Here is a 24,124-nt window from a genome sequence, read left to right as displayed (position 1 = left end):
TCGGGAAAAGTGTGAAACGGTTTTCCCCGAGGAAAGTGCGTAGTGCTCTTCCTCGGGAACTGCATCAAAATCCGCCGTCTATGCCGTTCCACCCAGCGCCCTTTGGAGGAAGACATATTTCATCGCCGTCTGCGCCGCCTGCGGCCGGCGGTCGCCGCGGCCGCCATGCCCGCCCTCGGTCTCCTCGAAGAATAGAGTCCTCGCATGGCCGGCTTGCTGCAGGCGGGCGGCCATCTTCCGCGCATGGCCGGGATGGACACGGTCGTCGGCGGTCGAGGTGGTCAGCAGCACCGGCGGATAGGCAGCTCCGGCATCGATATGCTGGTAGGGCGAATAGGCGGCAAGCCACTTCGCGTCTTCGGGTTTCGACGGGTCGCCATATTCGGCCATCCAGGAAGCACCCGGCGGCAATTCGGTGTAGCGCAGCATGTCGAGCAGCGGCACTTCGATGATGACGGCGCCGAACAGTTCGGGGCGCTGCGTCAGGGAAACGCCCGTCAGCAGGCCGCCATTCGAACCGCCTTGGATGCCGAGCGAAGCAGCCGTGGCGATACCGCGTTTGACGACGTCCTGTGCTACTGCCGCAAAATCGTCGAAGCCGTTCTGGCGATTGCCCTTGAGCGCCGCCTGATGCCAGGCCGGGCCAAATTCGCCGCCGCCGCGAATGCAGGCCTGCACATAGGCGTTGCCCTTCTCCAGCCACAGCCTGCCGCGCACGCCGGCATAGCCGGGCAGCAACGGCACTTCGAAGCCCCCATAGCCATAGAGCAGCGTCGGCACCGGGCCTTTCTGGTCGCGCCGCCTGACGACGAAATAAGGGATCATCGTGCCGTCCTTCGAGCGCGCCTCGAACTGTTCCGAGATCAGCGGCGAGGCATCGAAACGCGCCGGCTGCGACTTCACGGTTGCTAGTGTCTCGCCATTGTCGTCCGACCAGATGATCGAGCTCGGCGTCAGGAAATCGGTGAAGGAGAACGACACACTCGACCCGAACTGCTCGGCATGGCTGATGCCTACATTGCCGTTTTCGGGCAACGCGACCGGTTTCAGCGACCAGCCGCCCTCCTTGCGCTCGCAGACGACGACCTTGCCGCGCACATTGTCCATCAGGTTGATGAACAGCCGGTCCTGCGTGCGGGCAATGCCGGCGATGGACACCCGATATGCCGGCTCCAACACGGTTTCCACCGGACCGAGCGTAGCGGTCTCGACCCAGAGCGCCAGATCCAGCGAATAGAGGCCATCAGGCTTGCACAACGTGCCATCGGGCGCCGTCCACGGGCTGCGCAGGCCGAAGACGAGCTGATCCCTGAAGATCGCGGTGTCGGTCATGTCATCCGGCAGCGGCAGACGTCTGTTTTCGCCGGAAGGCAGCCTCAGGAAGATGTGCGAAGCGAAGAAATTCAGCGTCCGGGCCAGTATCAAATAGCGCCTGTCGCCGTCGAACTCGACAGCTGCGCCAACGGCGAGATCCTCTTTCTGCGCCTCGAAGATCGGTGTCGCGTCTTTGAGCTTCGTGCCCCGCTTCCAGAGCTTGATCACGCGCGGATAACCGGACTCAGTCTTGTCGGCCTCCTCGAACGCCGCCGAAACGATGACCGTGTCCTTGTCCAGCCAGCTGAAACCCGACTTGGATGCGGGCGCGCGAAACCCACCTTCCACGAAGGATTTCGTTTCGATGTCGAATTCGCGCATCTCGCTGGCGTCGCCGCCATCGGGCGACATACTCACCAGACAGCGATTGAAGTCCGGATAGAGTCGGCTTGCGCCTCCGAACACCCATTTGATCCCCTCTTTCGCCGCAAGCTGGTCGAAGTCGATGATCGTTTCCCAGTCGGGTTTTTCGGTTTTGTAGGAAGCAACCGTCGTGCGGCGCCAGAGGCCGAGCACATTGGTCTTGTCCTGCCAGAAATTGTAGACATGGCCTTTGAGTGCTGCGCCGACTGCGATGTTGTCTTCGGCCGTCATCAGGTCGAGCGCGGTCTGGAACGAAACCTGATAGGACGGATCACCCTGCAGCTCGCCAACTGTGACCTCGTTCTGGCGATGCACCCAGTCAAGCGACTGCGCGGCTGTCCTGTCTTCCAGCCAGAGAAACGGATCGTTGGTCTCGGTGGCGGATCCTGGTTTTTGGATGGGCTTGGTCATGAGGTCTCCGATAAACGCGTCGCATTGGGGATTGCCAACATCGATATGCCATGTCCGATATTCAATATGTTCGGCGCACAATTGAGGCTTTCCGCCGGCCAGCCAGGCTCGCGATGGCCAGCGCCAGGCACATCAGGCCGAGCGTGATCGGCAGCCCGCCGGCGCCCAAAATATCCATAGCGCCGCCCGCCAGCGGCGGCACGGCGATGCCGCCGACGCCCCACATCAAGGAGAATGCTGCGTTGCCGGCGACCAGTGTCGAGCCTGTGAAGCGCTCGCCGAGCTCGATGATCGACATCGTGTAGATGCCGTAGGAAACAGCACCCCAGACGAAAATCATCGGCCAGATCAGCGGCGTCTCGATGAGCAGCGGCAGAAGCACGCAGCCGAGCACCGTCAGCGCAACACAGGCAAGCCGCACCAGGCGCGCAGAAAGCCTTTCCGCCAGCAGTCCGAGCGGCACCTGCATGGCGATGTTGCCGGCGATCATTACCGACAGCAGCGCCGACATGCGGGTCTCAGTGATGCCGTGATGGGTGCCGTAGACTGGCAACAAGGCCAGCGCGCCCTGTTCGAAGCCGGCAGCCACGATGACGGCAAACAAAAGCAGCCAGGCCAGCGGCACGAAGCCAAGCACCGAAACCTGATGCCCGGCCTCGTCGACCTTGGGCAAGCGCGGCAGCACCGAGGCCAGGAAGATGCCGCACAGCACGAAGGCAAAAATGCCGACGAGGAATGGCGGCCAGCCCTCCGTGCCGACGGCAAGCAGGCACAGCGGGCCAGCCGCGAAACCGGCCGAGATGATCGTCGAGTAAACGCCCATGACGCGACCGCGTCGCGCCGGCGGCGCCAGCGCGATCACCCAGATCTCGCTCAGCACGTAAGGCGGATTGGTGACGACGCCGATCAGGAAGCGCAGTGGAAACCAGAGATAAACATTCTGCGTCCAGCCGATAAGCGCCAGCACAACCGCGGAAAGCGCGGCACAAATGAGCGCCGTGCGCCCTGCCCCGAACCGCCACGCCAGCGACGGGATCAATGGCGACGACACGATGAAGCCGATCGGCGTCATCGCCGCCGAAAGGCCGATCATCGCCGGAGAAACGCCCTGGCGCTGCAGGATGAAACTCAGCAGCGGATAGGACAGGCCCTGCGCGATGGCGAACACAGATACGGTCGCGATCACGCCGGTGATACCAGCCCACTGCATCGTCTCGTCGTTCGATTCCGCCAGGTTCATTGTCCGCACCGCTATCGGGGTTGCAGGATTATCGATTAGTTACGTGGTGGTAAGTCCCCGGAGGGCGAAAACCGCTTTGCTCCGTACGATGTCTGTCAGGCGGCGCGGCGCACGCGTGCACCGACCAGCCGCACCGCCACCCCTTGCGCCGCGCCGAACATGGCAAGTGCCGCGGTGAGGCCGGCAAGCGCTGGCCATTGCGTTGTCGCTTCGCTTTCGCTCGAGCCGGTCGCGACCATGCTGCTGTCCAAATGAATTGCGCTGGCCATCCGGCCAGCAAGCGCAACTAGCTACTGGTTCGATCCGGAGAACGGAAGGGCCGGAAAGCGAAATACGCTTGCGCCAACGGGGCAACGCATTTGGGCCGCGCAACTGCCGTTCCGGTATGTCGCTTCCCTAGCCCTAGTGGTCGCCGCCTCCGCAATGGCTGGACAGCCGCCGGTCCATTATGCCGCCCGCTACCGCATCCTATGAGGACCGCCATGACCGCCGCCTTACAACCAGCAGAACCGGCATTGGCCACCGACCGCGCCCGCCGCGGCGGCCGCGCCGGAAAGCGCGCCGGCGGCTCGGCCGCGTTCGAGCAGCCGGCTTTCCGCCAACTGAAAAACCCGCTGGCGCCGACCAGGCTGGTCTCCGACGACGAGCTGGAGTCGATCCACCTCGCTTCGTTGCGCGTGCTGCGGGAAATCGGCGTCGACGTTCTGCATGACGAAGCCCGCCGCATCATGAAGGCGCACGGCGCCGACGTGCGCGACGGCTCAGAGCGGGTGCGCTTCGACAGCGACATGATCCTGGATCTGGTGTCGCACTGCCCGTCGGAATTCACCATCCATGCCCGTAATCCGGCGCACAATGTGCGCTTCGGCGGCAACAATGTGATCATCTCGATGATGGCGTCGGCGCCCAATTGCTCCGACCTCGATCATGGCCGCCGGCCCGGCAATCAGCAGGACTACCGCAACTTCCTCAAGCTTGCGCAGATGCACAACATCCTGAACTGCACGGGTGGCTATCCGGTCGAGCCGACCGATATCCATCCGTCCGTGCGCCACCTCGAATGCATCCGCGATCTCAGCGTGCTCACCGACAAGGTGTTCCACATCTATTCGCTCGGCAAGGAGCGCAATGTGGACGGCATCGAGATCGCCAGGATCGCGCGCGGCATCAGCCCCGAGCAGCTGCTCGAAGAGCCGTCCGTCTTCACCATCATCAACACCAATTCGCCGCTCAAGCTCGATGTGCCGATGATGGAAGGCATCATCCAGATGTCGAGCAAGGGCCAGGTCGTCGTCGTGACGCCATTCACCCTGTCGGGTGCCATGGCGCCGGTCACCATCGCCGGCGCGCTGGTGCAGCAGAACGCCGAGGCACTGTCCGGCATCGCCTTCGCCCAGATGGTGCGCAAGGGCGCGCCGGTCGGCTATGGCGGCTTCACCTCCAATGTCGACATGAAGTCCGGTTCACCGGCCTTCGGCACGCCGGAATACATGAAGGCGCAGCTCGTCGGCGGCCAGCTCGCCCGCCGCTACAACATCCCCTACCGGACCTCCAACACCTGCGCCGCCAACACGGTTGACGCGCAGGCCGCTTATGAAAGCGTGTTCTCTCTGTGGGGCGCCATCCAGGGCGGCGGCAATCTGATGATGCATGCCGCCGGCTGGCTCGAGGGCGGCCTGCGCTGCTCTTACGAGAAGACCATTCTGGACATCGACCTGCTGCAGATGGTGGCCGAATTCCTGACCCCGCTCGACCTTTCCGAAGAGGCGCTCGGCTTCGACGCCATCCAGTCGGTCGGTCCCGGCGGCCATTTCTTCGGCACCCAGCACACGCAGGATCGCTACAAGACCGCCTTCTACTCGCCGATCCTGTCCGACTGGCGCAATTACGAGACCTGGGCGGAAGCCGGCTCGCCGACAGCGCTCGAAAAGGCCAACAAAGTCTGGAAGGAACGGCTTGCGTCCTACGAAGAGCCCTACATGGACCCGGCCATCCGCGAGGAACTCAACGCCTTCGTCGCCAAGCGCCGGTCCGAGGGCGGCGCGCCAACCGATTTTTGATCGTCTGTGTTGTTGATGAACAGTCGACCCCAACTCCGTCGAGCTGCGCTCGACACCTCTCCCCCAATCGACGGGGTAGAGGAAGGGCGCACGCCGCTCCCTCTCGATTCAACCTCTTCAAAAACGGACCTATCTAGATGAAATCTCATGTAAAAGCGGTTGTGATCGGCGGCGGCGTCGTCGGCTGCTCGGTTCTCTATCACCTGGCCAAGGCCGGCTGGACCGACATCATGCTGATCGAGCGCTCGGAGCTTACCTCCGGCTCGTCCTGGCACGCCGCGGGCGGCTTCCACACGCTGAACGGCGATCCCAACGTCGCCAAGCTGCAGGCCTATACGGTGCAGCTCTACAAGGAGATCGAGGAAATATCAGGCCAGTCCTGCTCGCTGCACCTGACCGGCGGCGTGATGATGGCCGATACGCCCGAGCGCATGGACTTCCTGCGCCTTGCCCACGCCAAGGGTCGCTATCTCGGCATGGACACCGAACTGATCACTCCGTCCGAAGCCAAGGCGATGTTCCCGCTGATGGACGAGACCAATTTCGTCGGCGCCATGTGGGATCCGGTCGAAGGCCATCTCGATCCGTCCGGCACGACGATCGCCTATTCCAAGGCGGCCAAGAAACTCGGCGCCGAGATCGTGCTGCGCAACCGCGTCGTCGAACTGACGCAGGAGGTCGACGGCACCTGGAATGTCGTCACCGAACAGGGCACGGTGAAGGCCGAGCATGTCGTCAATTGCGGCGGCCTGTGGGCGCGCGAGATCGGCCGCATGGTCGGTGTCGAACTGCCCGTGCTGGCCATGGAGCACATGTATCTCCTGACCGAGCCGATGCCGGAGGTCGAGGAATTCAACAAATCGACCGGCCGCGAGATGATCGGCGTGCTCGACTTCAAGGGCGAGATCTACACGCGCCAGGAGCGCAACGGTATCCTGCTCGGCACCTATGAGAAGGCCTGCAAGCCGTGGTCGCCGGTCAACACGCCGTGGGATTTCGGCCACGAATTGCTGCCGCCCGACCTCGACCGCATCGCGCCGTCGCTGGAAATCGGCTTCAAGCATTTCCCCGGCATCGAGAAGGCCGGCATCAAGCAGATCATCAACGGTCCCTTCACCTTCGCGCTGGACGGCAACCCGCTGGTCGGCCCAGTGCAGGGCCTGACCAATTTCTGGTGCGCCTGCGCCGTCATGGCCGGTTTCAGCCAGGGGGGCGGCGTCGGCTTGGCGCTGTCGAACTGGATGGTTCATGGCGATCCCGGCTTCGACGTATGGGGCATGGATGTCACACGCTTCGGCGAATGGGCCGGCTTGCGCTACACCAACGCCAAGGTGCGCGAAAACTATTCGCGCCGCTTCTCCATCCGCTTCCCCAATGAGGAACTGCCGGCCGCACGCCCGGCGCAGACAACGCCGCTCTACGACACCATGCTGGCCAACAACGCCGTCATGGGTGACTCCTGGGGTCTCGAGACACCGCTCTGGTTCGCACCGAAAGGCCAGGAGCCCAGGGATATCGTCTCATTCCACCGCTCCAACGACTTTGATCCGATCGGCGAGGAAGTGCGCGCCACGCGTGAGCGCGTCGGCGTCACCGAGATCGCCAACTTCGCCAAATACGAAGTGTCGGGACCGGCGGCTGAGAACTTCCTCAACCGGCTGATGACCAACCGCATGCCGAAGACCGGCCGCATCGTGCTGACGCCGATGCTCAACGAATTCGGCAAGCTGATCGGCGACTTCACCATCGCCAAGGCCGCTGAAGACCGCTTCATGATCTGGGGCTCATCGGCGGCGCAGAAATACCACATGCGCTGGTTCGAGAAGCATTTGCCGAAGGACGGGTCGGTGCGCATCCACCGCTTCGACCAGACGCTGGTCGGCCTGTCGATCGCCGGACCGAAATCGCGGGATTTGCTACAGAAGCTGGTCGATGTCGACATCTCGACCAAATCCTTCCGCTTCATGGATTTCCGCGAGATGGCGGTCGGCGGCGCGCCGTGCCTGGTCAACCGCATCACCTACACCGGCGATCTCGGCTATGAGATCTGGATGGCGCCGGCGTACCAGCGCCTCGTCTATCATCAGATCAAGGATGCCGGCGAGGAATTCGACCTCGTCGATTTCGGCATGCGGGCTCTGCTCTCCATGCGCCTGGAAAAGAATTTTCCGACCTGGTTCCGCGAGTTGCGGCCGATCTACGGACCGTTTGAAGGGGCGATGGACCGCTTCATCAAACTGGAGAAAAACGACTTCATCGGCCGCGAGGCAGCCGCCAAGGAACAGGCAGAAGGACCAAAACTGCGGCGCGTCTCCTTCATCGTCGATGCCGCCGATGCTGACGTCATGGGCGACGAGCCGATCTGGGCCAAGGTCAGCAAGGATTACGGCACGGTTGAAAAGCCGCATGGCTATGGCGCGCCGCGTTTCGACAAGGGCGGCAAGGAAATACGCGGCTCCAAGGCTGCCGAAGGTGCGTCCGCCGTGCGCGGCATCGTCGACGGCGAATGGCGCGTGGTCGGCTGGGTCACCTCAGGCGGTTATGCTCATTATGTCCAGAAGTCGATGGCGCAGGGCTATGTGCCGGCGGCTCTTGCCGAGGACGAAAGTGCCGGAGTGTTCGAGATCGAGATCCTCGGACATCGGCGCCCGGCCCGCATCAATGTCGAGGCGCCCTTCGACCCGAGCGGCGAGAAGATGCGGACCTGAGGTTCGACATGGACAGCGCGGGGCCAAAGGGCAGCTTTGGCCGGCATCGCAAGATCATGCCGTTCGAGCCGGGCTCGATCGAGGCGATGCGCGACGCCTCCCGGCAGAAGGCGGCGGCGCTCAACCAGCATGTGCTGGGCTATGGCGCGCAGGCGGAGGCTGAATGGGCCGCGGCAGGCATTGCCGCTCCCGATCTGCTCGCCATGCGCCAATACCGGCTGGAGCGCATCCGCGCTGAACTGAAGCGCCGCGATTATGCCGGCGTCCTGCTCTACGACCCCGTCAACATCCGCTACGCCACCGACAGCACCAACATGCAATTGTGGGTGGCGCACAATCCGACGCGGCATTGCTTCGTTGCCACCGACGGACCGGTGGTGCTCTTCGACTATTTCTCCTGCGAACATCTGTCCGATCATTCCGGCATCGTCGACGAGGTTCGACCCGCTGTGTCGTGGATATACCTCTACAGCGGCGAGCTTACGGAGCAAAAGGTCCGCCGCTGGGCCGCCGACATCGCCGATCTGGTCAGGGAACATGGCTGCGGCAACAGCCGCATCGCCGTCGATCACATCAACCGCGAAGGCATCGACGAACTCGCGCGCCTTGGCGTCTCTATCGGCAATGGTGAAGCGGTGATGGAGAATGCGCGGCTGATCAAGTCGCCGGACGAAATCCTTGCCATGCGCCGCGCTATCGTCGCCTGCGAGGCGGCAATGGGCGAGATGGAACGGGCTCTGAAGCCTGGCATTTCCGAAAACGAGCTATGGGCGGAACTGCATCGCGGCAACATTGCGCGTGGGGGCGAATGGATCGAGACACGGCTGCTGACGTCGGGTCCGCGCACCAATCCGTGGTTCCAGGAATGCTCGTCACGCGAGATTGTATCAGGCGACCTCGTCGCCTTCGACACCGACCTGATCGGCCCCTACGGCTTCTGCGCCGACCTGTCGCGCACATGGCTATGCGGCGACGCAACGCCTACCAACGAACAGCGCGAGCTGTTCCGCATCGCGGCCGACCAGATTGAGCACAACACGCGATTGTTGCAGCCCGGCATGTCGTTCCGCGACCTCGTCGAGCACTCGGCGGTGCCACCGGGAGACAGCTACCCGGCTCGTTACGGCGTGCTCTATCACGGGGTCGGTCTGGCCGACGAATACCCGACCTTGCCGCATGCCGGCGACTGGACGTCGGATACGCCGGATGGCGCGCTGGAACCGGGAATGGTGCTGTGCGCCGAAAGCTATATCGGCAGGCTTGGCGGGCGCGAAGGCGTGAAGATCGAGCAGCAGATCCTCATCACTGAGACCGGCAACGAGCAGCTTTCAACCTATCCGCTTGACCAGCGGTTGCTCGGGTAGGCCGGCAAGCGCCTCGCGCAGTGAGGTTACCGTCTTTTCCGGTGTCGTTGCGGCGGTGATGTAAGGCAGGCCCTTGCGCCGTCTCGTCCAGCCAACGACCCTTACTTTTTGTGCTGCCGGCTCGAAGCGCTGCGCCAGCACCCAGCTCTCGCAGTCGATGGCCGCGACATCGGCCTTGCCCTCTGCAATTGCGACGATCGAGGAACGGTGCCCGCCGCTTTTGCTGCGCGAGGCAAAGAGGTCAAGGCTCTCGCCCATCGCCTCCAGGTCGCGCGTCAGTCCGATCAGGCCGGACATGGAATCGAGATTGTTGAAGGTGAAGCGCTTGCCGCGGATGCGATCGAGCGGGATCAGCGGGCCGCCGTCAGCTGGCGAGGCAACCGATGGCGCGCCATCCGCCAGCATGACGATGGCGCTGGAGTAGAGCTCGCCCTGCCCGCCTTCATAGCCGTCGTAGCTCGGCTGGCCGATCACCTGCACATGCCTGGACAGGCCAAGCTCCATCGGCCCCCAGCAGGTCTGCGCGAATAGCAGCGCCGGGTGCAGCCACAGTCTGTGAAAATCGAGTTCGTCCGGCGGCAATGTCACCGGGTCGGACGCGATCAGTGCTCCCTTGGCATCGTGAATGCCGCCCGGCACCGGCGGCAGGTCACCATTGCGCCGCACGATGGTTTCCGGCGCGTCGATGGCCTTTTGCCGGAATGCATCGCGCAATCCCGCCCATTGAGCGTCTATCTGGGCGCGCACTTCAGGCCAATCATACATCGGCAACGCAGCAACCAATTCACTCATGACCGAATCTGACCACTATGTCTGGACTGAAGGGAACCGATCCCAGCCAGTCAAGCAGGCAGCACCTGCCTGCCGCAAAACTCATTCCTTGGGCGGCTCGGCGGGAACCGGCGCGCTGCCAAGCCCGCTGATGCTGCGCGCCCTTACGCGCGGCTTGAACGCCCTGCCGGGCTCCGCTTGGCGCCGCAGTACCGGGTGCACGACCGGCTCCTTCGCCTTGAAGGCATAGGCCTTGATCAGCGCGAAATAGTTTGGATAGGCATAGCCATTGTTCATCCGCAGCCACTCGTCGCGACGGTCGCGAAACAGCTTTGGAAGCTGGTACCAGGCTACTGTCGGGCTCTTGTGGTGGATGAAATGCAGATTGTTATTGAGGAACAGGAACGACAGCGGCGAGCGCTCGACGATCACCGTGCGGCCCTCCGGGTGTTCCGACCATTGATGCTCGGCAAACGTGCGGATCGAAATCAGCGACTGGCCGAGCCATACCGGCACGAGAATGTAAAGCCACAGCGGAATGCCGAAGCCGAACTGGACGATCGGCACCACGATGGCAAGCCCGATCGCGTGCAGCAGCCAAGCTCTGCGGACCACCTTGTCGCCAGCGATCATCTGCCTGGCATCGTCGATGAAGAAACCGATGCAGGACAGCCAGGGGCCGAGCACCAGACGGCCGGTCATGGTGTTGTTGATCCTGAGCAGAGATCTCATCGTCGGCGGCAGCTCTTCATGCTGCCACAGCGCCTGATAATAGCTTTCCGGATCGTCCAACGGGTCAGTCAGCCGCTCGTCGGCGTGGTGGCGCAGATGTATGGTCTTGAAGCGTCGGAATGGCCAGACCAGGCCGATCGGCAGGAAGACGAAGGCTTCGTTGACCCGCGCGCTGCGCGTCGGATGACCGTGCAGCACTTCGTGCATGATCGAGGATTGCAGTGCGGCGGTGAAGGCCAGGACGGCGAGCGCGAGGATGGGGTACGATGGCCAGAGCAGGAAACCAGCGGCTAGCCATGTTGCGTAACAGAAGAAAGCGAGAGCCACTGTCGGCCATTCGATAGCCGGTATGCTGTGTCGCCTGATGCTCTTGCCCGTCATGCTATCGACCACTGCCCTCAGTCGCCGGAACCCCAACTGGTTCCTGACAGCATTGTGTCAGGAGAAATGATTCGACTCAACGCGACAAAGTGCACAAGCTGTTGCGATTGCGCATTTTTGACCGCACATGTTATACATTGTAAACAGACTTATGGATTCATTTACGCCTAGGGAGCGCTCGAAGACGCTTCGGCGCAAATTTTTCCTCAATCGGACCGGAGCACCGATATGGACAAGCGTGATCTGTCGACCATCTTTCGCGAACGCCTGAAAATGCTCTTGACACGCTCCGACCTCAATCAGTCGGCTTTCGCGACTGCGGTCGGCATCGATCGCTCGGCGCTGTCGCAGTTGCTGTCAGGCGCCTCGACCCGCCTGCCTCGCGCCGAGACGCTGCTCAACATCGCTGCCGAGTTCAAAGTGTCGCTCGACTGGCTTCTCGGCCTCAGCCAGGACGAGGGCCTCACCGGCGAAATCCGCGAGAGCCTCGAGATCGAGGAGGCACCCGATGGCTTCGATCGCACGCTGCTGGCCAAATGGCATGCCGAGGCCGCCGGCACCAAGATCCGCTACGTGCCGGCCGGCATTCCCGATCTCCTGCGCACCGAAGCGCTGGTCGAGTACGAAGCGGGCATCACCAACAAGAGCCGCCTGGCGCAGGCCGGCGAAACGCAATACCGCATCGACTATAACAGGCGGCCGGAAACCGACATGGAAGTCTGCATGCCGCGCCATACGCTGGAGATATTCGCGCGCGGGCTGGGCGTCTGGGATCGTTTCCCGGAAGCCGATCGGCGCGCCCAGCTGCTGCACATGGCGACCCTGCTCGACGATCTCTATCCGGCATTCCGGCTGTTTCTCTATGACGGGCGGATGCGCTATTCGATCCCCTACACCATCTTCGGGCCCTATCGTGCCGCCATTTATGTCGGCGACATGTATCTGGTGCTCAACGCCACGCAGCCGATCCAGACGCTGATCCAGCATTTCGACAATCTGATCCGCGCCGCCGACATCAACGCGCACGAGGCGGCAGGCTTCGCGCACAGACTGGCCGGCATGTCGTTCCCATCAGGCACTGTCTGAGCCTCGGGATTATGATTCCATGGGCGGACTGGATCCTGCCGTCACTGCTATTTCATTGACTGCACATAAAGACTTCTTTATATCCTTATTCGAATTCGAAACATGAGAGCCAATCCGATGACGACCACCAACCCGATCGATGCGCTGTTGGCTGAAAAGGGTGTGCTGCTCGCCGATGGCGCCACCGGCACCAATCTGTTCGCCATGGGGCTCGAGGCCGGCGAGGCGCCCGAACTGCTGAACGAGACGGCGCCCGACACTATCACCAGCCTGCACCAGAATTTCGTCGATGCCGGCGCCGACATCATCCTGACCAACTCCTTCGGCGGCACTCGTCATCGCTTGAAGCTGCACCATGCGCAGGACCGCGCGCATGCGCTGAACAAGCGCGCGGCCGAGCTCGCGCGCGCTGTCGCCGACAAGGCCGGTCGCAAGGTGATCGTCGCCGGCTCGGTCGGCCCGACCGGCGAATTGCTGGTGCCGCTTGGTGCCATGACCTATGACGAGGCGGTCGACGCCTTCGCCGAGCAGATCGAGGGCCTCAAGGCCGGCGGCGCCGAAGTTGCCTGGATCGAGACGATGTCGGCTCCCGACGAGATCCGCGCCGCTGCCGAGGCTGCCATCCGCGTCGGCCTGCCCTACACTTACACCGGCTCCTTCGACACCGCCGGCCGCACTATGATGGGTCTGCTGCCTAGGGATATCCACGGCGTCACCGATGGGTTGTCGCAGGCGCCGCTCGGCGTTGGTGCCAATTGCGGTGTCGGAGCATCCGATATCCTGGCCTCGCTGCTCGACATGACCGAGGCGAAGCCGGAGGCGACGGTGATCGTCAAGGGCAATTGCGGTATTCCTGAATTCCGCGGCACCGAAATCCATTATTCCGGCACGCCCGAACTGATGGCCGATTATGTCAGGCTCGCCGTCGATGGCGGCGCCAAAATCATAGGCGGCTGCTGCGGCACCTCGTTCCAGCACCTTGCCGCGATGCGCAAGGCGCTCGACGCCCACACCAAGGCGGATCGTCCGACGGTTGCCGCGATTGTCGAGCGCATCGGTCCGATGCGCAACAAGGTGGCGACGGAAAACACCGCCGAGACCAGTGAAGCCCGCCGCGAGCGCCGCCGCAGCCGCGCCTGATCCTGTGGGTCTTTTACTCGCTGTTGTCGGCGTAGCTCGACTGCGCCGACTTGAAATCGACCAAACTGTCGCTGCGCATCGTCATCAGCGCGCCGGATGAAGTCGGATCGGTGATCTGCTCCAGCATGATGCGGAAGCGGTCGTTGTTCAGCGCCGACATGGCGGTGTGGCGCGCCTGCGCGACATCGTCGCCGATGCGCCTGGATTCGGATGACGGGGCAGATGGAACCGCCGAGGCGTCCCCTGCCGGCGGTATCGAGTTGGCGATAGTCCTGATCTGCAATTCCGGCTCCTCAAGCCCCGTAGACCTATCCCGTGTAGCAAGGAGGAGGTTGCGATCCGGTACCGGAAATGCTGCGCAATTTAACGACCCGGGAAACTTCCCAAAAAAGGGCCGGCAAGGGAATGAACCCCTCGCCGGCCTGCCTCACCTGCCCGTTGGTCGGTTCCCCTGTCAGAACGATCCCATCTGAAAGAAACCGGCCGTTATCACCACTACCGGTTACCGCCCAGCGCCGAGGCAAGGCGCACGAGCGAGAGGAACTCGGACCTGTACCCAAACGGGTCGGCTCCTCGAGCGGCAGTGGCGATCTCCATGATCTTGTCGTAACCGAACTTCGCGGTCGCATCCTCGTCGCGCAGCTTCTGGCCGAAGGCGGCAACGGCGACGGAGAAGCGCTGGTCGGTGCTGGCCTGGTCGAAGGACGAAATCTCGTTGGCCGAGGTCACCGGCGTGGTGATCAGCTTCGAGACGTCTTCATTGGGCAGCTTGTAGCGTATCTTGACGAAGGCATATTCGTCCGCATTGGCAACGCCGCCATTGTCCACTGACGCCTGGCCATAGCGCAGCGGATCGATCTGCTCGCCACCGCTGCCTTTCGGCGTGATCTCGTAGATCGCGGTGACGGAATGGCCCGAACCGATATCGCCGGCATCCACGCGGTCATTGTTGAAATCCTCGCGGTTCAACGCCCGGGTCTCATAGCCGATCAGGCGATATTCCGAGACCTTGTTCGGGTTGAACTCGACCTGGATTTTCACGTCCTTGGCAATGGTGAACAGCGTCGAGGAGGCATCCTCGACCAGCACCTTTTCTGCCTCGGCAAGCGTGTCGATATAGGCGGCGGTGCCGTTGCCGTTCTGGGCGATGGTCTGCATCATCTGGTCGTTCAGATTGCCGCGGCCGAAACCGAACACCGACAGAAAGACACCGCTCTTGCGCTCGCTCTCGACCAGCCGCTTCAGATCATCGTCGTCGCTCTGGCCGACATTGAAGTCGCCGTCGGTAGCCAACATCACCCGGTTGACGCCGTCCTTGACGAAGGATTTTTGCGCCAACCTGTAGGCTTCCTTGATGCCCGCTTCGCCGGCCGTGCTACCGCCAGGCGTCAAATTGTCGATGGCACGGAGAATCTTGTCCTTTTCGGACGCCTTAGTGGGCTCCAGGACTGTGCCCGCGTCACCCGCGTAGGTGACGATAGAGATGGTGTCGTCCGCCTTCAGCTTGCTGACCAGCAGCCGGAAAGCCGATTTGAGCAGCGGCAGCTTGTCCGGCTCGTCCATCGAGCCCGAGACATCGATCAGGAAAACCAGATTGGCCTTCGGCTGCTCGGTCGGCTTGACGTCAAACCCCTTGATGGCGACATGCATCAGCCTGGTGTGCGTGTTCCATGGCGTCGGCATCACGCTGACGGTCGAGTTGAATGGCGTCGAGGCCGAATCCGGCCCCTTCCAGTCATAGGGGAAGTAGTTGATCATCTCTTCGACGCGCACCGTATCTGCCTGCGGCAGGGTGCCCTGTTTCAGCGAGCCGCGCACGAAGGAATAGGAGGCCGTGTCGACGTCGATCGAGAAGGTCGAGACCGGGTCCTCGAGCGCGGCATGCACCGGATTGGTCTTGAAATCCTCGACGCGGTCGCGGTTTTCCTGTTGCGGCTGCACCTGGTCGGCCGGCAAGGTCGACGGCTGCGGCACCATCAGCTTGGACTCGGCCGGCATGCGGGCGGCCCGAGAGGTGCTGGGTGCGCTTACGGCGCCATCCAACGCGAATTCACCTGTCGGTGCCGGTGGCACGGGTTCGGCCGGCACGCCGCCTCCCAGCGCGTCCTGTCGTGGAGCGCCACTTGAAATCGCCGATTCCTGCTGTGCCGTACCGCCGGCGGCAACGGTCGATTCGGATTTTGGCGGCGAGACCGGCGCCACGAGCGCATCGGTGGCATCGCGGCTTTCCACATCGGCGTCGGCCTTCTTGTCTTTCTCCAGCTCGGTGCGAACCGGCTTCGGCTCGGCGGTCGTCGGCTTCAGGGTCGTCGGCTTGTCGGCCAGCGTCTCGCTGATCTTCTCGTCGCCGCCGAATTTGGGCGGCTGCTCCCTCAGCATATGGAAGGTGGCGTATCCGGCGATCGGCAGGGCGACGAGCCCTGCAAGGGCCGGCGTGGCAATGAGTTTCTTTTGCATGATCTCGCTCCAGAGCTTTTGTGCTCGCTCTGTGAGACGAAGCCCCCCCACCGATCCTTGGGTGACAGCAGCAATATTTTCCTGATCGTATGCGCGCAGAGCAGCTTCGAAGGCACGGGCCTTCGCGCTCCCGCCCGGCGCCGGCGCCGCGATATCGCGCAGTCTCTTGAGTTCGTTGTCGTCGACCATGGTCACACTTCCCCGGCCGTGCGCATCAGCGTCTTCAGCCGTTTCTTCGCTTCATGGATGTGCCAGGAAACCGTCGTCTCCGAGATCGCCATCGCCTCGGCGGCGGCCGCGTGGCTCAATCCTTCGCCATAGACCAGCAGCACCGCGTCGCGTTGCTTGTCCGGCAATTGCCGCACCGCTGCCCAAAGCGCATCGGCCGGGTCTTCCGGTTCCGCCGAAGCCTCGCCCGCGATCAGCGCATGGATGCCATAGGCCTCGGTCTTGATAGTCTCGCGCGCGGTCTTGCGCATCATGTCTCGCGCGGCGTTCATCGTCACGGAATAGAGCCATGTCGTGAAGGCGCCGCCGCCGCGATAATCGCGGATCGCCTTGCCCAACCGCACGCAGACTTCCTGGGCGATGTCTTCGGCGTCCGCCTTCTTGCCGCACCAGCGATAGGCGGCGCGATAGACGAAGTCATAGTGCCTTTCCAGCAATGTGCCGAAGGCCCCCCTGTCTCCGCCCTTCGCACGCCCTATCAGTTCGGCGTCGGAGGCTTCGCTTTCATCCAGCATCATCGCCATCATTTGCCTGTTGGACGAAGGCTAATGGCGATTCCTTTGGGCAATGGAAAGATTTTTTTGGAAACAGCCGGATCGTGACCATCAACGCCCGCTTGACACATCTATATCTCGGCGGTTATACGTCAAATCAATAGCTGGTGAGTTATCAATCCAATGACCAACGCTCATGATGTCCTCTTCAGGACGCTCTCCGATCCGACGCGTCGGGCGATCTTCGAGCGCCTGTGCCGCGAGGGTGAACAGACGGTGGGGGCGTTGACGGCTCAATCCGGCGTGTCACAGCCGGCGGTGTCGAAACATCTCGGTCTGCTCAGGCAGGCCGGGCTGGTGCGCGATCGCCATGAGGGACGGCAGACCCACTATAGCGCCCAGCTCGCAGCGCTTTCCCCACTGACCGATTGGACGAACCAGATGAACGCGTTCTGGCAGAGCCGGTTCGACGACCTCGAAAATTTGCTCAAAAGAATGGACCAATGACCAACACTGCAACCGAAACGCGCTCCGTCGTCGTCGAACGCGAGATACCTTATCCGGCGGAAAAGATCTGGCGCGCGCTCACCCAACCGCATCTGATCGAGGAGTGGCTGATGAAGAACAACTTCAAGCCAGTCGTGGACCACCGGTTCAATCTCAGCGCCGACTGGGGCGGCGTCACCTGTCAGGTCCAGACAGTCGAGCCCAATAAGACGCTATCCTACACCTGGGATACCAAGGATCTCGAGAGCGTGGTCACCTGGACGCTTACCGCTACGAGCAAGGGGACCCATCTGCGCATGGAGCAGACGGGCTTCCGGTCGGATCAGCAGCCTTACTTCCGCGGCGCCACGGTAGGCTGGCAAAGGTTCCTCACGGCCCTGGAGGATGTGCTGGCGCGGCTGGATTGAAACTGTCGGCAAGCGGATCGCTGGTCCGCTTCGGCTCGCCTGACGGGAGGTCTCATTGGACTGGAACAAATGGATCCGGCAAATTCATCGCTGGCTGTCGATCATCTTTACGCTGACCGTCATCGCCAACTTCGTCACCATGGCATTCGGGCAGCCTCCCGCTTGGGTGGTCTACTCACCACTGTTGCCGCTCTTCCTGCTGCTATTCAGCGGTCTGTACATGTTCGTGCTGCCCTATGCCGCCAACCGCGCGCAGCATGCGGGCGGATAGGAGTGGCAGAATGGCCAAGACGCCGGGACAATCGACCAAGGCCAGCGCCGCACCGGTCCTGCTGTCGGGCGGCAACCCGCAGATAGCCAAAGGCGACGGCGACGCCCCGGTGCAGGCATACATCGCCGCAATGCCGGGCTGGAAGCGCGGCCTAGGCGAGCGCCTCGACGCACTCATCCAGCGCAACGTGCCTGACGTGCGCAAGGCCGTGCGATGGAACTCGCCATTCTACGGCATCGAGGGCCAGGGCTGGTTCGTGTCGTTCCATGTCTTCACCCATTACGTGAAGGTGACCTTCTTCAGCGGCACGTCATTGCGGCCGATCCCGCCCGGCGGCACGGCAAAGAGCAAGGATGTGCGCTGGATCGACATCCGCGAAGACCAGTTCGACGAGGCGCGGATGGCGGACTGGGTGAAACAGGCCGCGGCCCTGCCCGGCTGGATCCCGCAGCGACCGAATACGACAGAGGAGAAATAGCTATGAAGATCAAGCTGACCAGCGTGTACGTGGACAACCAGGAAAACGCTCTGCGCTTCTATACCGACGTGCTCGGCTTTATCAAGAAAGCCGATTTCAGCAATGGGCCCTATCGCTGGCTGACCGTTGCATCTGCCGAAGAACCCGACGGGACCGAGCTGCAGCTCGCGCTCAATGACAACCCGGCCGCCAAGGCCTATCAGGAAGCTATCTTCAAACAGAGCCAGCCCGCGGTTATGTTCTTCACCGACGACGTCAAGGGCGACTACGAGCGCATCAAGGCGAAGGGCGCAGCATTCGCCATGGCGCCGACCGAGGTCACGGGTTCAACGATCGCCCAGCTGAACGACGGCTGCGGCAACCTCGTTCAGATCACTCAGTTGGCGCGCTGGTAGCAGGCGGCAGTTGAAACCCATCGAGACACAGGAAGGCACACAATGAGCCCATCCGAACAGATCGACCAACTGATCGCCGGGCTCACTGACTGGCGCGGCGAGACGCTCGCCGGCATCCGCAAGACCATCCTTGCAGCCGACCCGGACATCGTCGAGGAGTGGAGGTGGATGGGGAGCCCCGTATGGTGCCGCGACGGGAACATCGTGGTCGGCAACGCGCACAAGGATAAGGTGAAGCTCACCTTTTCCCATGGCGCCAGCCTGCCCGATCCAGACAAGCTGTTCAACAACGGTTTTGGCGGCAAGGTGTGGCGGGCGATCGACATCTTTGAGGGCGATAAGCTCGATGAGGATGCCCTGAAAGAGCTCGTCCGTGCCGCTATCGACTACAATCAGGCCAAAAAGAAGAAGAAGGCGCCGGTGGTTACTGGAGCAAAGCCACAGAAGTAAAACTACCAAGCCCGTCGTGGATCGGCGCTAAGCTGCCTGCCCCGCCACCCAGCCCGACGACCATGCCCATTGGAAATTATAGCCGCCCAGCCAACCCGTGACATCGACGACTTCGCCGATGAAGAACAGGCCCGGCACGGATTTCGCCTGCATCGTCTTCTGGTCGAGTCCGTTGGTGTCGACCCCGCCCAGCGTCACTTCGGCGGTGCGGTAGCCTTCTGAACCGGCCGGCTTGATGCGCCATTCATTGACCGCGGCGGCGACGGTTTTGATCTGGGCGTCAGAAAGATCGGCGAGGTTACCGTCGAGCCCGGTTCGCTCAGCGATCGATTGTGCAAGCCGCTTCGGCAGATGGTTTGCCAGCACTGTCTGCACCGCTTGCCGTCCATTGCCGTGCTTGGCGGCGCGAATGAGGTCCGCCACATCCATCCCCGGCAGCATGGCGACGCGGATTTCATCGCCCTCGCGCCAATAGGACGATATCTGCAGGATGGACGGTCCGCTGACGCCGCGATGCGTGAACAGCATCGCTTCAGCGAACCGCGTGCTGCCGCAGGCGACTTCCGCGTCGACGGCGTTGCCAGCCAGGGGCGCCAACCGCTCGAGCGTGTTGGCGTCGAAGGTCAGCGGTACCAGCGCCGGCCGCGTTTCGACAACAGCAAGGCCAAACCGTTCCGCAAGCTCATAGCCGAAACCGGTCGCCCCCATCTTGGGGATCGACTTGCCGCCACAGGCCACAACAACGGACTGGCAAGTGACCGTGCCCGTGGAGAGGGTGAGCATAAACCCCTCGGCGGTTTTGCGGACATCCTCAACCTTGGTCGACAGTGCCAGCTCCACGCCCCTGCCCTGCATTTCCGAGACCAGCATGTCGATGATCTGGCGTGCGGAGCCGTCGCAGAACAACTGCCCAAGCGTCTTCTCGTGGTAGGCAATGCGGTGGCGTTGGACGAGCGCGATGAAATCGCGCTGTGTGTAGCGGCTGAGCGCCGAAATGCAGAAATGTGGATTGCCCGAGAGAAAATTTTTCGGGCTGGCATGGATGTTGGTGAAATTGCACCGGCCGCCGCCGGAGATGCGGATCTTTTCGCCAGGCATTGCCGCGTGATCGAGGATCAGCACCGAACGGCCGCGTTTGGCCGTCTCCACGGCGCACATCATTCCGGCGGCACCCGCGCCGATGATCACGACATCATAGGATTGCATCAGCTATTCGTTCCCGCTCGACCCGCTCATCCGGGGCCGCGCCATTTGTGCTGCCTGATACAGCGAACGAGACGGGCAGCCAACAGGCAAGAACAGCCGCGGAAGAGCAGAGCTAGTAGGCGCTGCCTGGGAGCGGCGGCAAGGTGAAAATCATCTGCCGCCGCCGCTCATTCTTCGTTCCATCGGTCGTGCGGTCGTAATCGCATGGCGCTCCGCGCAGGGCGATCTGTGCGATCAATGGAATAGGCCACGTCGCTATGACGGTGCGCGCAGATAGTCATCTTCTGACCTGGCAGTGAATCCCGACATTAGACGAGCGTCTCGGCGAAGAACTCCGTCAATCGCTTCCAGTGGCGCTCCGCACCTACGGCATTGAAAGCGCTATGGTCGGGCACACACCAGCCATGCGCCACGCCGACGTAGTTCTCGATGAGGTAGTCGACGTCCGCCACCCTGAGCGCCTCGGCCAGTCGTGCCGACTGTTCCGGCGGGAAACTTCTGTCGGTACCCGACATGCCGACATAGACCCGCGCCTTGATGGAGGCTGCCTTGCGATGCGGGCTGTCGGCGGCATCGCTGGCCAGATTGCCGCCGTGGAAGCTCGCCGCGGCCCTTATCCTGTCCGGATAGGTCGCGGCGGCATTCAGTGCCCGGCCGCCACCCATGCAAATAGCCAACGGTGCCGATGCGTCCAGTGATGCCTTCAGCAGCCAGAGCGTCGAGGAATGCACCGCTGTCGCGGATGGTCATCTCCTGCGTCGTACCACTGACCAGCGCCGTCAGCGCTGCCTTGGTGTTTTCCTCGACGAAGGCGGTCTTGGCGTCGAACGGCCCGTAAGGCGCATTTCGGTAGAACAGGTCCGGCACCAGCACTGCATAACCTTCATTGCCAGCCGCTCGGCCATGCTGACGAGCGCCGGCCGCGGACCGAAAGCGTCCTGATAAAGAATGACGCCGGCCTTGGTCGAAGATGCCTTTGCCGAACGGAAAAGCCCTGCCTTGGCAACGCCATCCCTGGTCTCGATGTGAAGGTGTTGTTTCGTCATCGCCCGGCTCCGTTCGGTTGTCGTGCGATACATATCCGGCCAAGCCGATACGGCAAGGCGCTCTCTAAACCTGGTAGTCAACATATCGTGCGGGATTGGGTGTCGGCCTACAGCCCCGCGAATGCCGCCATGTGGAAGACTTGAACTTCCGCGGGATAGCGATAGGCCGTGGCATAGGGACAGGCATTGCGATCGAGGCAGCCGCCGGCACGGCACGGTTCGCCGTCCGCCCCTCGTACATGCGCCAAGCAGGACTGATAGGCGAATCCTTGCGGGGAATAAGCAGCGACCGGACAGGATTTTAGGCAGGGCTTTTCGACACAGGTATCGCAAAGGTGGGGCGCTGCCTCGGCGGCCCGAACCGGAAGCTCGTCCTCGAACAGCAGCGCGCCGCGATAGGCGTGCCAGAGCCCGTATTGCGGATGCATGAGGATGCCGAGCGGCGATGGCTTCAGCCCCTCCGCCCGCATCGCCCATTGCTGGAACGGCAGATAAGGCTTGTCGGAGGGCGAAACGGCCCATGCCCCGAATGTCTTCGCCACGGCACCGATCACTTCGCGCGACCAGGTGTCAAGCGGATTGGCGATGCTCCGTGGTTGCTTTTCCCGCCAGCGCATGAAATGCGGCCAGGGCGCAGCACCCGCCTGCCCCACCAGCAGGACGGATCTTGCCGGGGCGCCTGGCGAGCCGGTCACCGGCGCCTCACCCGGCGTAAAATTGAAACCGCCACGAAGAACAAGGCCGTTGGCGTGAAGCGCCGCAGCAATACGGTCAACGCTGCCGGCGGCGGGCGCAATCATTCCTTCTTGACCGGATCGGAGAAGGCGCTCCGCCAGACTTCCTTGTGGATGATGTTGGCGACTTTAGCCCCGCCTGACTCGGGCTCCTTTCAAGTGAAGGCGTCGGGCATCGACCCCTTCTTCTTGGCGATGAAGTCCTTCAACGCTTCGTCGATGCTCGGATCGAGGTGAGGCGCCTCGTAGCTTTCCAGCCAGCGGCGGGCGAGTTCGTTGGCGCGCTGCGGCGCGGTCTTCTCGCCTTCGGCCAGCCACTGCTCGTAGGAATTGTTATCGGCGATGTTGGAGCGGTAGAAGGCGGTCTGGAAATTGGCCTGGGTGTGGTCGCAGCCGAGATAGTGGCTGCCCGGCCCGACCTGGCGGATGGCGTCCATCGCCTGGCCGTTTTCCGACAGGTCGACGCCCTCGGAGAATTTCTGCGTCATGCCGAGCTGGTCGATGTCCATCATGAACTTTTCGTAGCAGGAGGCGAGTCCGCCCTCGAGCCAGCCAGCCGAATGCAGCACGAAATTGGTGCCGGCCAGGATGGTCGAGTTCAGCGTGTTGGCGCTTTCATAGGCCGCCTGTGCATCCGGAACCTTGGACGCGCAGAGCGAGCCGCCGGTACGGAACGGCAGGCCGAGGCGACGCGCCAGCTGTGCCGCGCCATAGGAAACCAGCGACGGCTCCGGCGTGCCGAAGGTCGGCGCGCCCGACTGCATCGAGATCGACGAAGCGAAGGTGCCGAACAGCACCGGCGCGCCCGGCCGGATCAGCTGCGTGAACGAAGCACCAGCCAGCACTTCGGCCAGAACCTGCGTCAGCGTGCCGGCAACCGTCACTGGGCTCATCGCGCCGGCAAGGATGAACGGCGTGACGATGCAGGCCTGGTTATGGCGCGCATAGACCTTCAGCGCGCCGAGCATGGTCTCGTCGAACACCATCGGCGAGTTGGCGTTGATCAGGCTGGTCAGCACCGTGTTGTTTTCGACGAAATCGTCGCCGAACACGATCTTGGCCATGGCGACGGTGTCTTCAGCGCGCTCCGGCGCGGTCACCGAACCCATGAACGGCTTGTCCGAATATTTGATGTGGCTGTAGATCATGTCGAGATGGCGCTTGTTGACCGGCACGTCGACCGGCTCGCACACCGTGCCGCCCGAATGGTGGATCGACGGCGCCATATAGGCGAGCTTCACGAAATTCCGGAAATCCTCGATCGTCGCGTAACGCCTGACACCATCGAGGTCACGGACGAAGGGCGGACCGTAGACCGGCGCGAAGACCGTGGCATTGCCGCCAATCTGCACCGAGCGCTCGGAATTGCGGGCGTGCTGGGTATAGACGGATGGCGCGGTCTTGAGCAGCGAACGGCAGAGCCCTTTCGGAAAGTGCACGCGCTCGCCCTTGACGTCGGCGCCTGCCTCTTTCCAGAGCTGCAGCGCTTCGGCGTCATCGCGGAAGATGATGCCGATCTCCTCGAGCACCGTGTCGGTGTTCTTCTCGATCAGCGCCAGGCCTTCCTCATCCAGCACCTCGTAGATGTTGATCTTGCGCTTGATGTAGGTGAGCTGGGTGCCGGGGCCACCGCCCGAACGTGCTGCGCGCCGGGCAGCAGCACCGCCGCTAGCGCCGCGCCCGCGTCGCGCGTTTGACGCTTCCTGATCGACTGCCGCGTGTTCGCTCATGGTCGTTCTTCCCTGAATTTGTTCTTGTCTGGAATCCGTAGCGACTGCCTCTCGCCGCTTCCTGCCAGATCGTAGCCATGCACCCTATTCG

At 62.6% G+C, this 24,124-nt stretch carries 22 protein-coding genes and 1 pseudogene; 11 read left to right on the top strand and 12 right to left on the bottom strand.

Going from position 1 to position 24,124, the window contains the following annotated elements; translation table 11 throughout:
• Positions 1-78: 78 nt before the first annotated feature.
• From NKJ01_RS13455 to NKJ01_RS13445, 3 genes are all read right to left on the bottom strand, one after another.
• Entirely contained in the window at positions 79-2,148 is a 2,070-nt protein-coding gene (locus NKJ01_RS13455) for a prolyl oligopeptidase family serine peptidase (protein WP_352728533.1), read from the bottom strand.
• 61 nt (positions 2,149-2,209) lie between these two features.
• Entirely contained in the window at positions 2,210-3,388 is a 1,179-nt protein-coding gene (locus NKJ01_RS13450) for an MFS transporter (RefSeq protein ID WP_352728531.1), read from the bottom strand.
• 95 nt (positions 3,389-3,483) lie between these two features.
• Positions 3,484-3,627 (bottom strand): hypothetical protein, encoded by a 144-nt coding sequence (locus NKJ01_RS13445; RefSeq protein ID WP_352604984.1) that lies wholly within the window; start codon positions 3,625-3,627, stop codon positions 3,484-3,486.
• A gap of 243 nt (positions 3,628-3,870) precedes the next feature.
• On the opposite strand from NKJ01_RS13445, the gene NKJ01_RS13440 reads away from it, so the two are divergent.
• The 3 genes from NKJ01_RS13440 (at position 3,871) to NKJ01_RS13430 (ending at position 9,520) form a co-directional block, all read left to right on the top strand.
• Positions 3,871-5,448, top strand: coding sequence for a trimethylamine methyltransferase family protein (locus NKJ01_RS13440; RefSeq protein WP_352728529.1), 1,578 nt, complete (start codon positions 3,871-3,873; stop codon positions 5,446-5,448).
• A gap of 137 nt (positions 5,449-5,585) precedes the next feature.
• Positions 5,586-8,156: a GcvT family protein gene (locus NKJ01_RS13435; protein WP_352728527.1), complete on the top strand. Its 2,571-nt coding sequence runs from the start codon at positions 5,586-5,588 to the stop codon at positions 8,154-8,156.
• An 8-nt stretch (positions 8,157-8,164) separates the two neighbouring features.
• Positions 8,165-9,520 carry a M24 family metallopeptidase gene (locus NKJ01_RS13430; RefSeq protein WP_352728525.1) on the top strand — a complete coding sequence of 452 codons (1,356 nt, stop codon included), beginning with the start codon at positions 8,165-8,167 and terminating at the stop codon, positions 9,518-9,520.
• On the opposite strand, the gene NKJ01_RS13425 is transcribed toward NKJ01_RS13430, so the two are convergent.
• Positions 9,485-10,312: a phosphate/phosphite/phosphonate ABC transporter substrate-binding protein gene (locus NKJ01_RS13425; protein ID WP_352728523.1), complete on the bottom strand. Its 828-nt coding sequence runs from the start codon at positions 10,310-10,312 to the stop codon at positions 9,485-9,487. The two genes, NKJ01_RS13430 and NKJ01_RS13425, sit on opposite strands and share 36 nt — an antisense overlap.
• 81 nt (positions 10,313-10,393) lie before the next feature.
• Positions 10,394-11,404: a fatty acid desaturase gene (locus NKJ01_RS13420; protein WP_352728521.1), complete on the bottom strand. Its 1,011-nt coding sequence runs from the start codon at positions 11,402-11,404 to the stop codon at positions 10,394-10,396.
• Positions 11,405-11,632: 228 nt separating this feature from the next.
• Between NKJ01_RS13420 and NKJ01_RS13415 the strand changes: the two genes are divergently transcribed.
• Positions 11,633-12,490 (top strand): helix-turn-helix domain-containing protein, encoded by an 858-nt coding sequence (locus tag NKJ01_RS13415; protein ID WP_023757729.1) that lies wholly within the window; start codon positions 11,633-11,635, stop codon positions 12,488-12,490.
• A 117-nt stretch (positions 12,491-12,607) separates the two neighbouring features.
• The gene (bmt, locus tag NKJ01_RS13410; RefSeq protein WP_352728518.1) at positions 12,608-13,630 is read left to right on the top strand and encodes a betaine--homocysteine S-methyltransferase; all 1,023 of its coding nucleotides are present in this window, start codon (positions 12,608-12,610) and stop codon (positions 13,628-13,630) included.
• Positions 13,631-13,643: 13 nt separating this feature from the next.
• Here the strand turns inward: bmt and NKJ01_RS13405 are convergent, their stop codons facing one another.
• The 3 genes from NKJ01_RS13405 to NKJ01_RS13395 all read right to left on the bottom strand — a co-directional run bounded on the left by NKJ01_RS13405 (position 13,644) and on the right by NKJ01_RS13395 (position 16,839).
• The gene (locus NKJ01_RS13405) at positions 13,644-13,913 is read right to left on the bottom strand and encodes a hypothetical protein (protein WP_352728516.1); all 270 of its coding nucleotides are present in this window, start codon (positions 13,911-13,913) and stop codon (positions 13,644-13,646) included.
• Between the two features lie 212 nt (positions 13,914-14,125).
• Entirely contained in the window at positions 14,126-16,276 is a 2,151-nt protein-coding gene (locus tag NKJ01_RS13400) for a vWA domain-containing protein (protein WP_352728514.1), read from the bottom strand.
• Positions 16,277-16,278: 2 nt separating this feature from the next.
• Complete coding sequence (locus tag NKJ01_RS13395) at positions 16,279-16,839, bottom strand: RNA polymerase sigma factor (RefSeq protein WP_023757733.1); 561 nt, start codon at positions 16,837-16,839, stop codon at positions 16,279-16,281.
• Positions 16,840-16,992: 153 nt separating this feature from the next.
• On the opposite strand from NKJ01_RS13395, the gene NKJ01_RS13390 reads away from it, so the two are divergent.
• The 6 genes from NKJ01_RS13390 to NKJ01_RS13365 are packed head-to-tail and all read left to right on the top strand — an operon-like array spanning position 16,993 to position 19,317.
• Positions 16,993-17,316: an ArsR/SmtB family transcription factor gene (locus NKJ01_RS13390; protein ID WP_023757734.1), complete on the top strand. Its 324-nt coding sequence runs from the start codon at positions 16,993-16,995 to the stop codon at positions 17,314-17,316.
• On the top strand, positions 17,313-17,723 hold the full coding sequence (locus NKJ01_RS13385; protein WP_023757735.1) for an SRPBCC family protein: 411 nt from the start codon (positions 17,313-17,315) through the stop codon (positions 17,721-17,723). Before NKJ01_RS13390 ends, NKJ01_RS13385 begins: the two co-directional genes overlap by 4 nt.
• 55 nt (positions 17,724-17,778) lie before the next feature.
• A complete protein-coding gene (locus NKJ01_RS13380) occupies positions 17,779-17,994 on the top strand; it encodes a hypothetical protein (RefSeq protein ID WP_023757736.1) in 216 nt (71 codons plus the stop codon).
• A 10-nt stretch (positions 17,995-18,004) separates the two neighbouring features.
• A complete protein-coding gene (locus tag NKJ01_RS13375) occupies positions 18,005-18,472 on the top strand; it encodes a DUF1801 domain-containing protein (protein WP_352728511.1) in 468 nt (155 codons plus the stop codon).
• 2 nt (positions 18,473-18,474) lie between these two features.
• Complete coding sequence (locus NKJ01_RS13370) at positions 18,475-18,867, top strand: VOC family protein (RefSeq protein ID WP_352728509.1); 393 nt, start codon at positions 18,475-18,477, stop codon at positions 18,865-18,867.
• Between the two features lie 42 nt (positions 18,868-18,909).
• On the top strand, positions 18,910-19,317 hold the full coding sequence (locus NKJ01_RS13365) for a DUF1801 domain-containing protein (RefSeq protein ID WP_352728507.1): 408 nt from the start codon (positions 18,910-18,912) through the stop codon (positions 19,315-19,317).
• Positions 19,318-19,344: 27 nt separating this feature from the next.
• Here the strand turns inward: NKJ01_RS13365 and NKJ01_RS13360 are convergent, their stop codons facing one another.
• The 4 genes and pseudogenes from NKJ01_RS13360 to NKJ01_RS13345 all read right to left on the bottom strand — a co-directional run bounded on the left by NKJ01_RS13360 (position 19,345) and on the right by NKJ01_RS13345 (position 24,033).
• Positions 19,345-20,523 (bottom strand): BaiN/RdsA family NAD(P)/FAD-dependent oxidoreductase, encoded by a 1,179-nt coding sequence (locus NKJ01_RS13360; RefSeq protein WP_023757740.1) that lies wholly within the window; start codon positions 20,521-20,523, stop codon positions 19,345-19,347.
• A 308-nt stretch (positions 20,524-20,831) separates the two neighbouring features.
• Positions 20,832-21,569: pseudogene (locus tag NKJ01_RS13355) on the bottom strand (dienelactone hydrolase family protein).
• A 107-nt stretch (positions 21,570-21,676) separates the two neighbouring features.
• On the bottom strand, positions 21,677-22,369 hold the full coding sequence (locus NKJ01_RS13350) for a hypothetical protein (RefSeq protein ID WP_352728505.1): 693 nt from the start codon (positions 22,367-22,369) through the stop codon (positions 21,677-21,679).
• Between the two features lie 89 nt (positions 22,370-22,458).
• Entirely contained in the window at positions 22,459-24,033 is a 1,575-nt protein-coding gene (locus NKJ01_RS13345) for a trimethylamine methyltransferase family protein (protein ID WP_352728503.1), read from the bottom strand.
• Between the last annotated feature and the right edge of the window lie 91 nt (positions 24,034-24,124).

It is taken from the genome of Mesorhizobium sp. M0276, from assembly GCF_040321755.1.
GTDB lineage: Bacteria > Pseudomonadota > Alphaproteobacteria > Rhizobiales > Rhizobiaceae > Mesorhizobium.
Note: the sequence above shows the minus strand (reverse complement) of the source record. Positions and strands in the feature narration are given on the sequence as shown.

What these genes read in the sequence shown, in the direction of transcription:
- NKJ01_RS13445 (WP_352604984.1), bottom strand. Translation starts at nt 3,627, where the DNA reads ATGGTCGCGACCGGCTCGAGCGAAAGCGAAGCGACAACGCAATGGCCA.
- NKJ01_RS13415 (WP_023757729.1), top strand. Translation starts at nt 11,633, where the DNA reads ATGGACAAGCGTGATCTGTCGACCATCTTTCGCGAACGCCTGAAAATG.
- NKJ01_RS13420 (WP_352728521.1), bottom strand. Translation starts at nt 11,404, where the DNA reads ATGACGGGCAAGAGCATCAGGCGACACAGCATACCGGCTATCGAATGG.
- NKJ01_RS13345 (WP_352728503.1), bottom strand. Translation starts at nt 24,033, where the DNA reads ATGAGCGAACACGCGGCAGTCGATCAGGAAGCGTCAAACGCGCGACGC.
- NKJ01_RS13430 (WP_352728525.1), top strand. Translation starts at nt 8,165, where the DNA reads ATGGACAGCGCGGGGCCAAAGGGCAGCTTTGGCCGGCATCGCAAGATC.
- bmt (WP_352728518.1), top strand. Translation starts at nt 12,608, where the DNA reads ATGACGACCACCAACCCGATCGATGCGCTGTTGGCTGAAAAGGGTGTG.
- NKJ01_RS13425 (WP_352728523.1), bottom strand. Translation starts at nt 10,312, where the DNA reads ATGAGTGAATTGGTTGCTGCGTTGCCGATGTATGATTGGCCTGAAGTG.
- NKJ01_RS13450 (WP_352728531.1), bottom strand. Translation starts at nt 3,388, where the DNA reads ATGAACCTGGCGGAATCGAACGACGAGACGATGCAGTGGGCTGGTATC.
- NKJ01_RS13440 (WP_352728529.1), top strand. Translation starts at nt 3,871, where the DNA reads ATGACCGCCGCCTTACAACCAGCAGAACCGGCATTGGCCACCGACCGC.
- NKJ01_RS13390 (WP_023757734.1), top strand. Translation starts at nt 16,993, where the DNA reads ATGACCAACGCTCATGATGTCCTCTTCAGGACGCTCTCCGATCCGACG.
- NKJ01_RS13455 (WP_352728533.1), bottom strand. Translation starts at nt 2,148, where the DNA reads ATGACCAAGCCCATCCAAAAACCAGGATCCGCCACCGAGACCAACGAT.
- NKJ01_RS13365 (WP_352728507.1), top strand. Translation starts at nt 18,910, where the DNA reads ATGAGCCCATCCGAACAGATCGACCAACTGATCGCCGGGCTCACTGAC.
- NKJ01_RS13435 (WP_352728527.1), top strand. Translation starts at nt 5,586, where the DNA reads ATGAAATCTCATGTAAAAGCGGTTGTGATCGGCGGCGGCGTCGTCGGC.
- NKJ01_RS13375 (WP_352728511.1), top strand. Translation starts at nt 18,005, where the DNA reads ATGGCCAAGACGCCGGGACAATCGACCAAGGCCAGCGCCGCACCGGTC.
- NKJ01_RS13360 (WP_023757740.1), bottom strand. Translation starts at nt 20,523, where the DNA reads ATGCAATCCTATGATGTCGTGATCATCGGCGCGGGTGCCGCCGGAATG.
- NKJ01_RS13370 (WP_352728509.1), top strand. Translation starts at nt 18,475, where the DNA reads ATGAAGATCAAGCTGACCAGCGTGTACGTGGACAACCAGGAAAACGCT.
- NKJ01_RS13350 (WP_352728505.1), bottom strand. Translation starts at nt 22,369, where the DNA reads ATGATTGCGCCCGCCGCCGGCAGCGTTGACCGTATTGCTGCGGCGCTT.
- NKJ01_RS13400 (WP_352728514.1), bottom strand. Translation starts at nt 16,276, where the DNA reads ATGGTCGACGACAACGAACTCAAGAGACTGCGCGATATCGCGGCGCCG.
- NKJ01_RS13385 (WP_023757735.1), top strand. Translation starts at nt 17,313, where the DNA reads ATGACCAACACTGCAACCGAAACGCGCTCCGTCGTCGTCGAACGCGAG.
- NKJ01_RS13395 (WP_023757733.1), bottom strand. Translation starts at nt 16,839, where the DNA reads ATGGCGATGATGCTGGATGAAAGCGAAGCCTCCGACGCCGAACTGATA.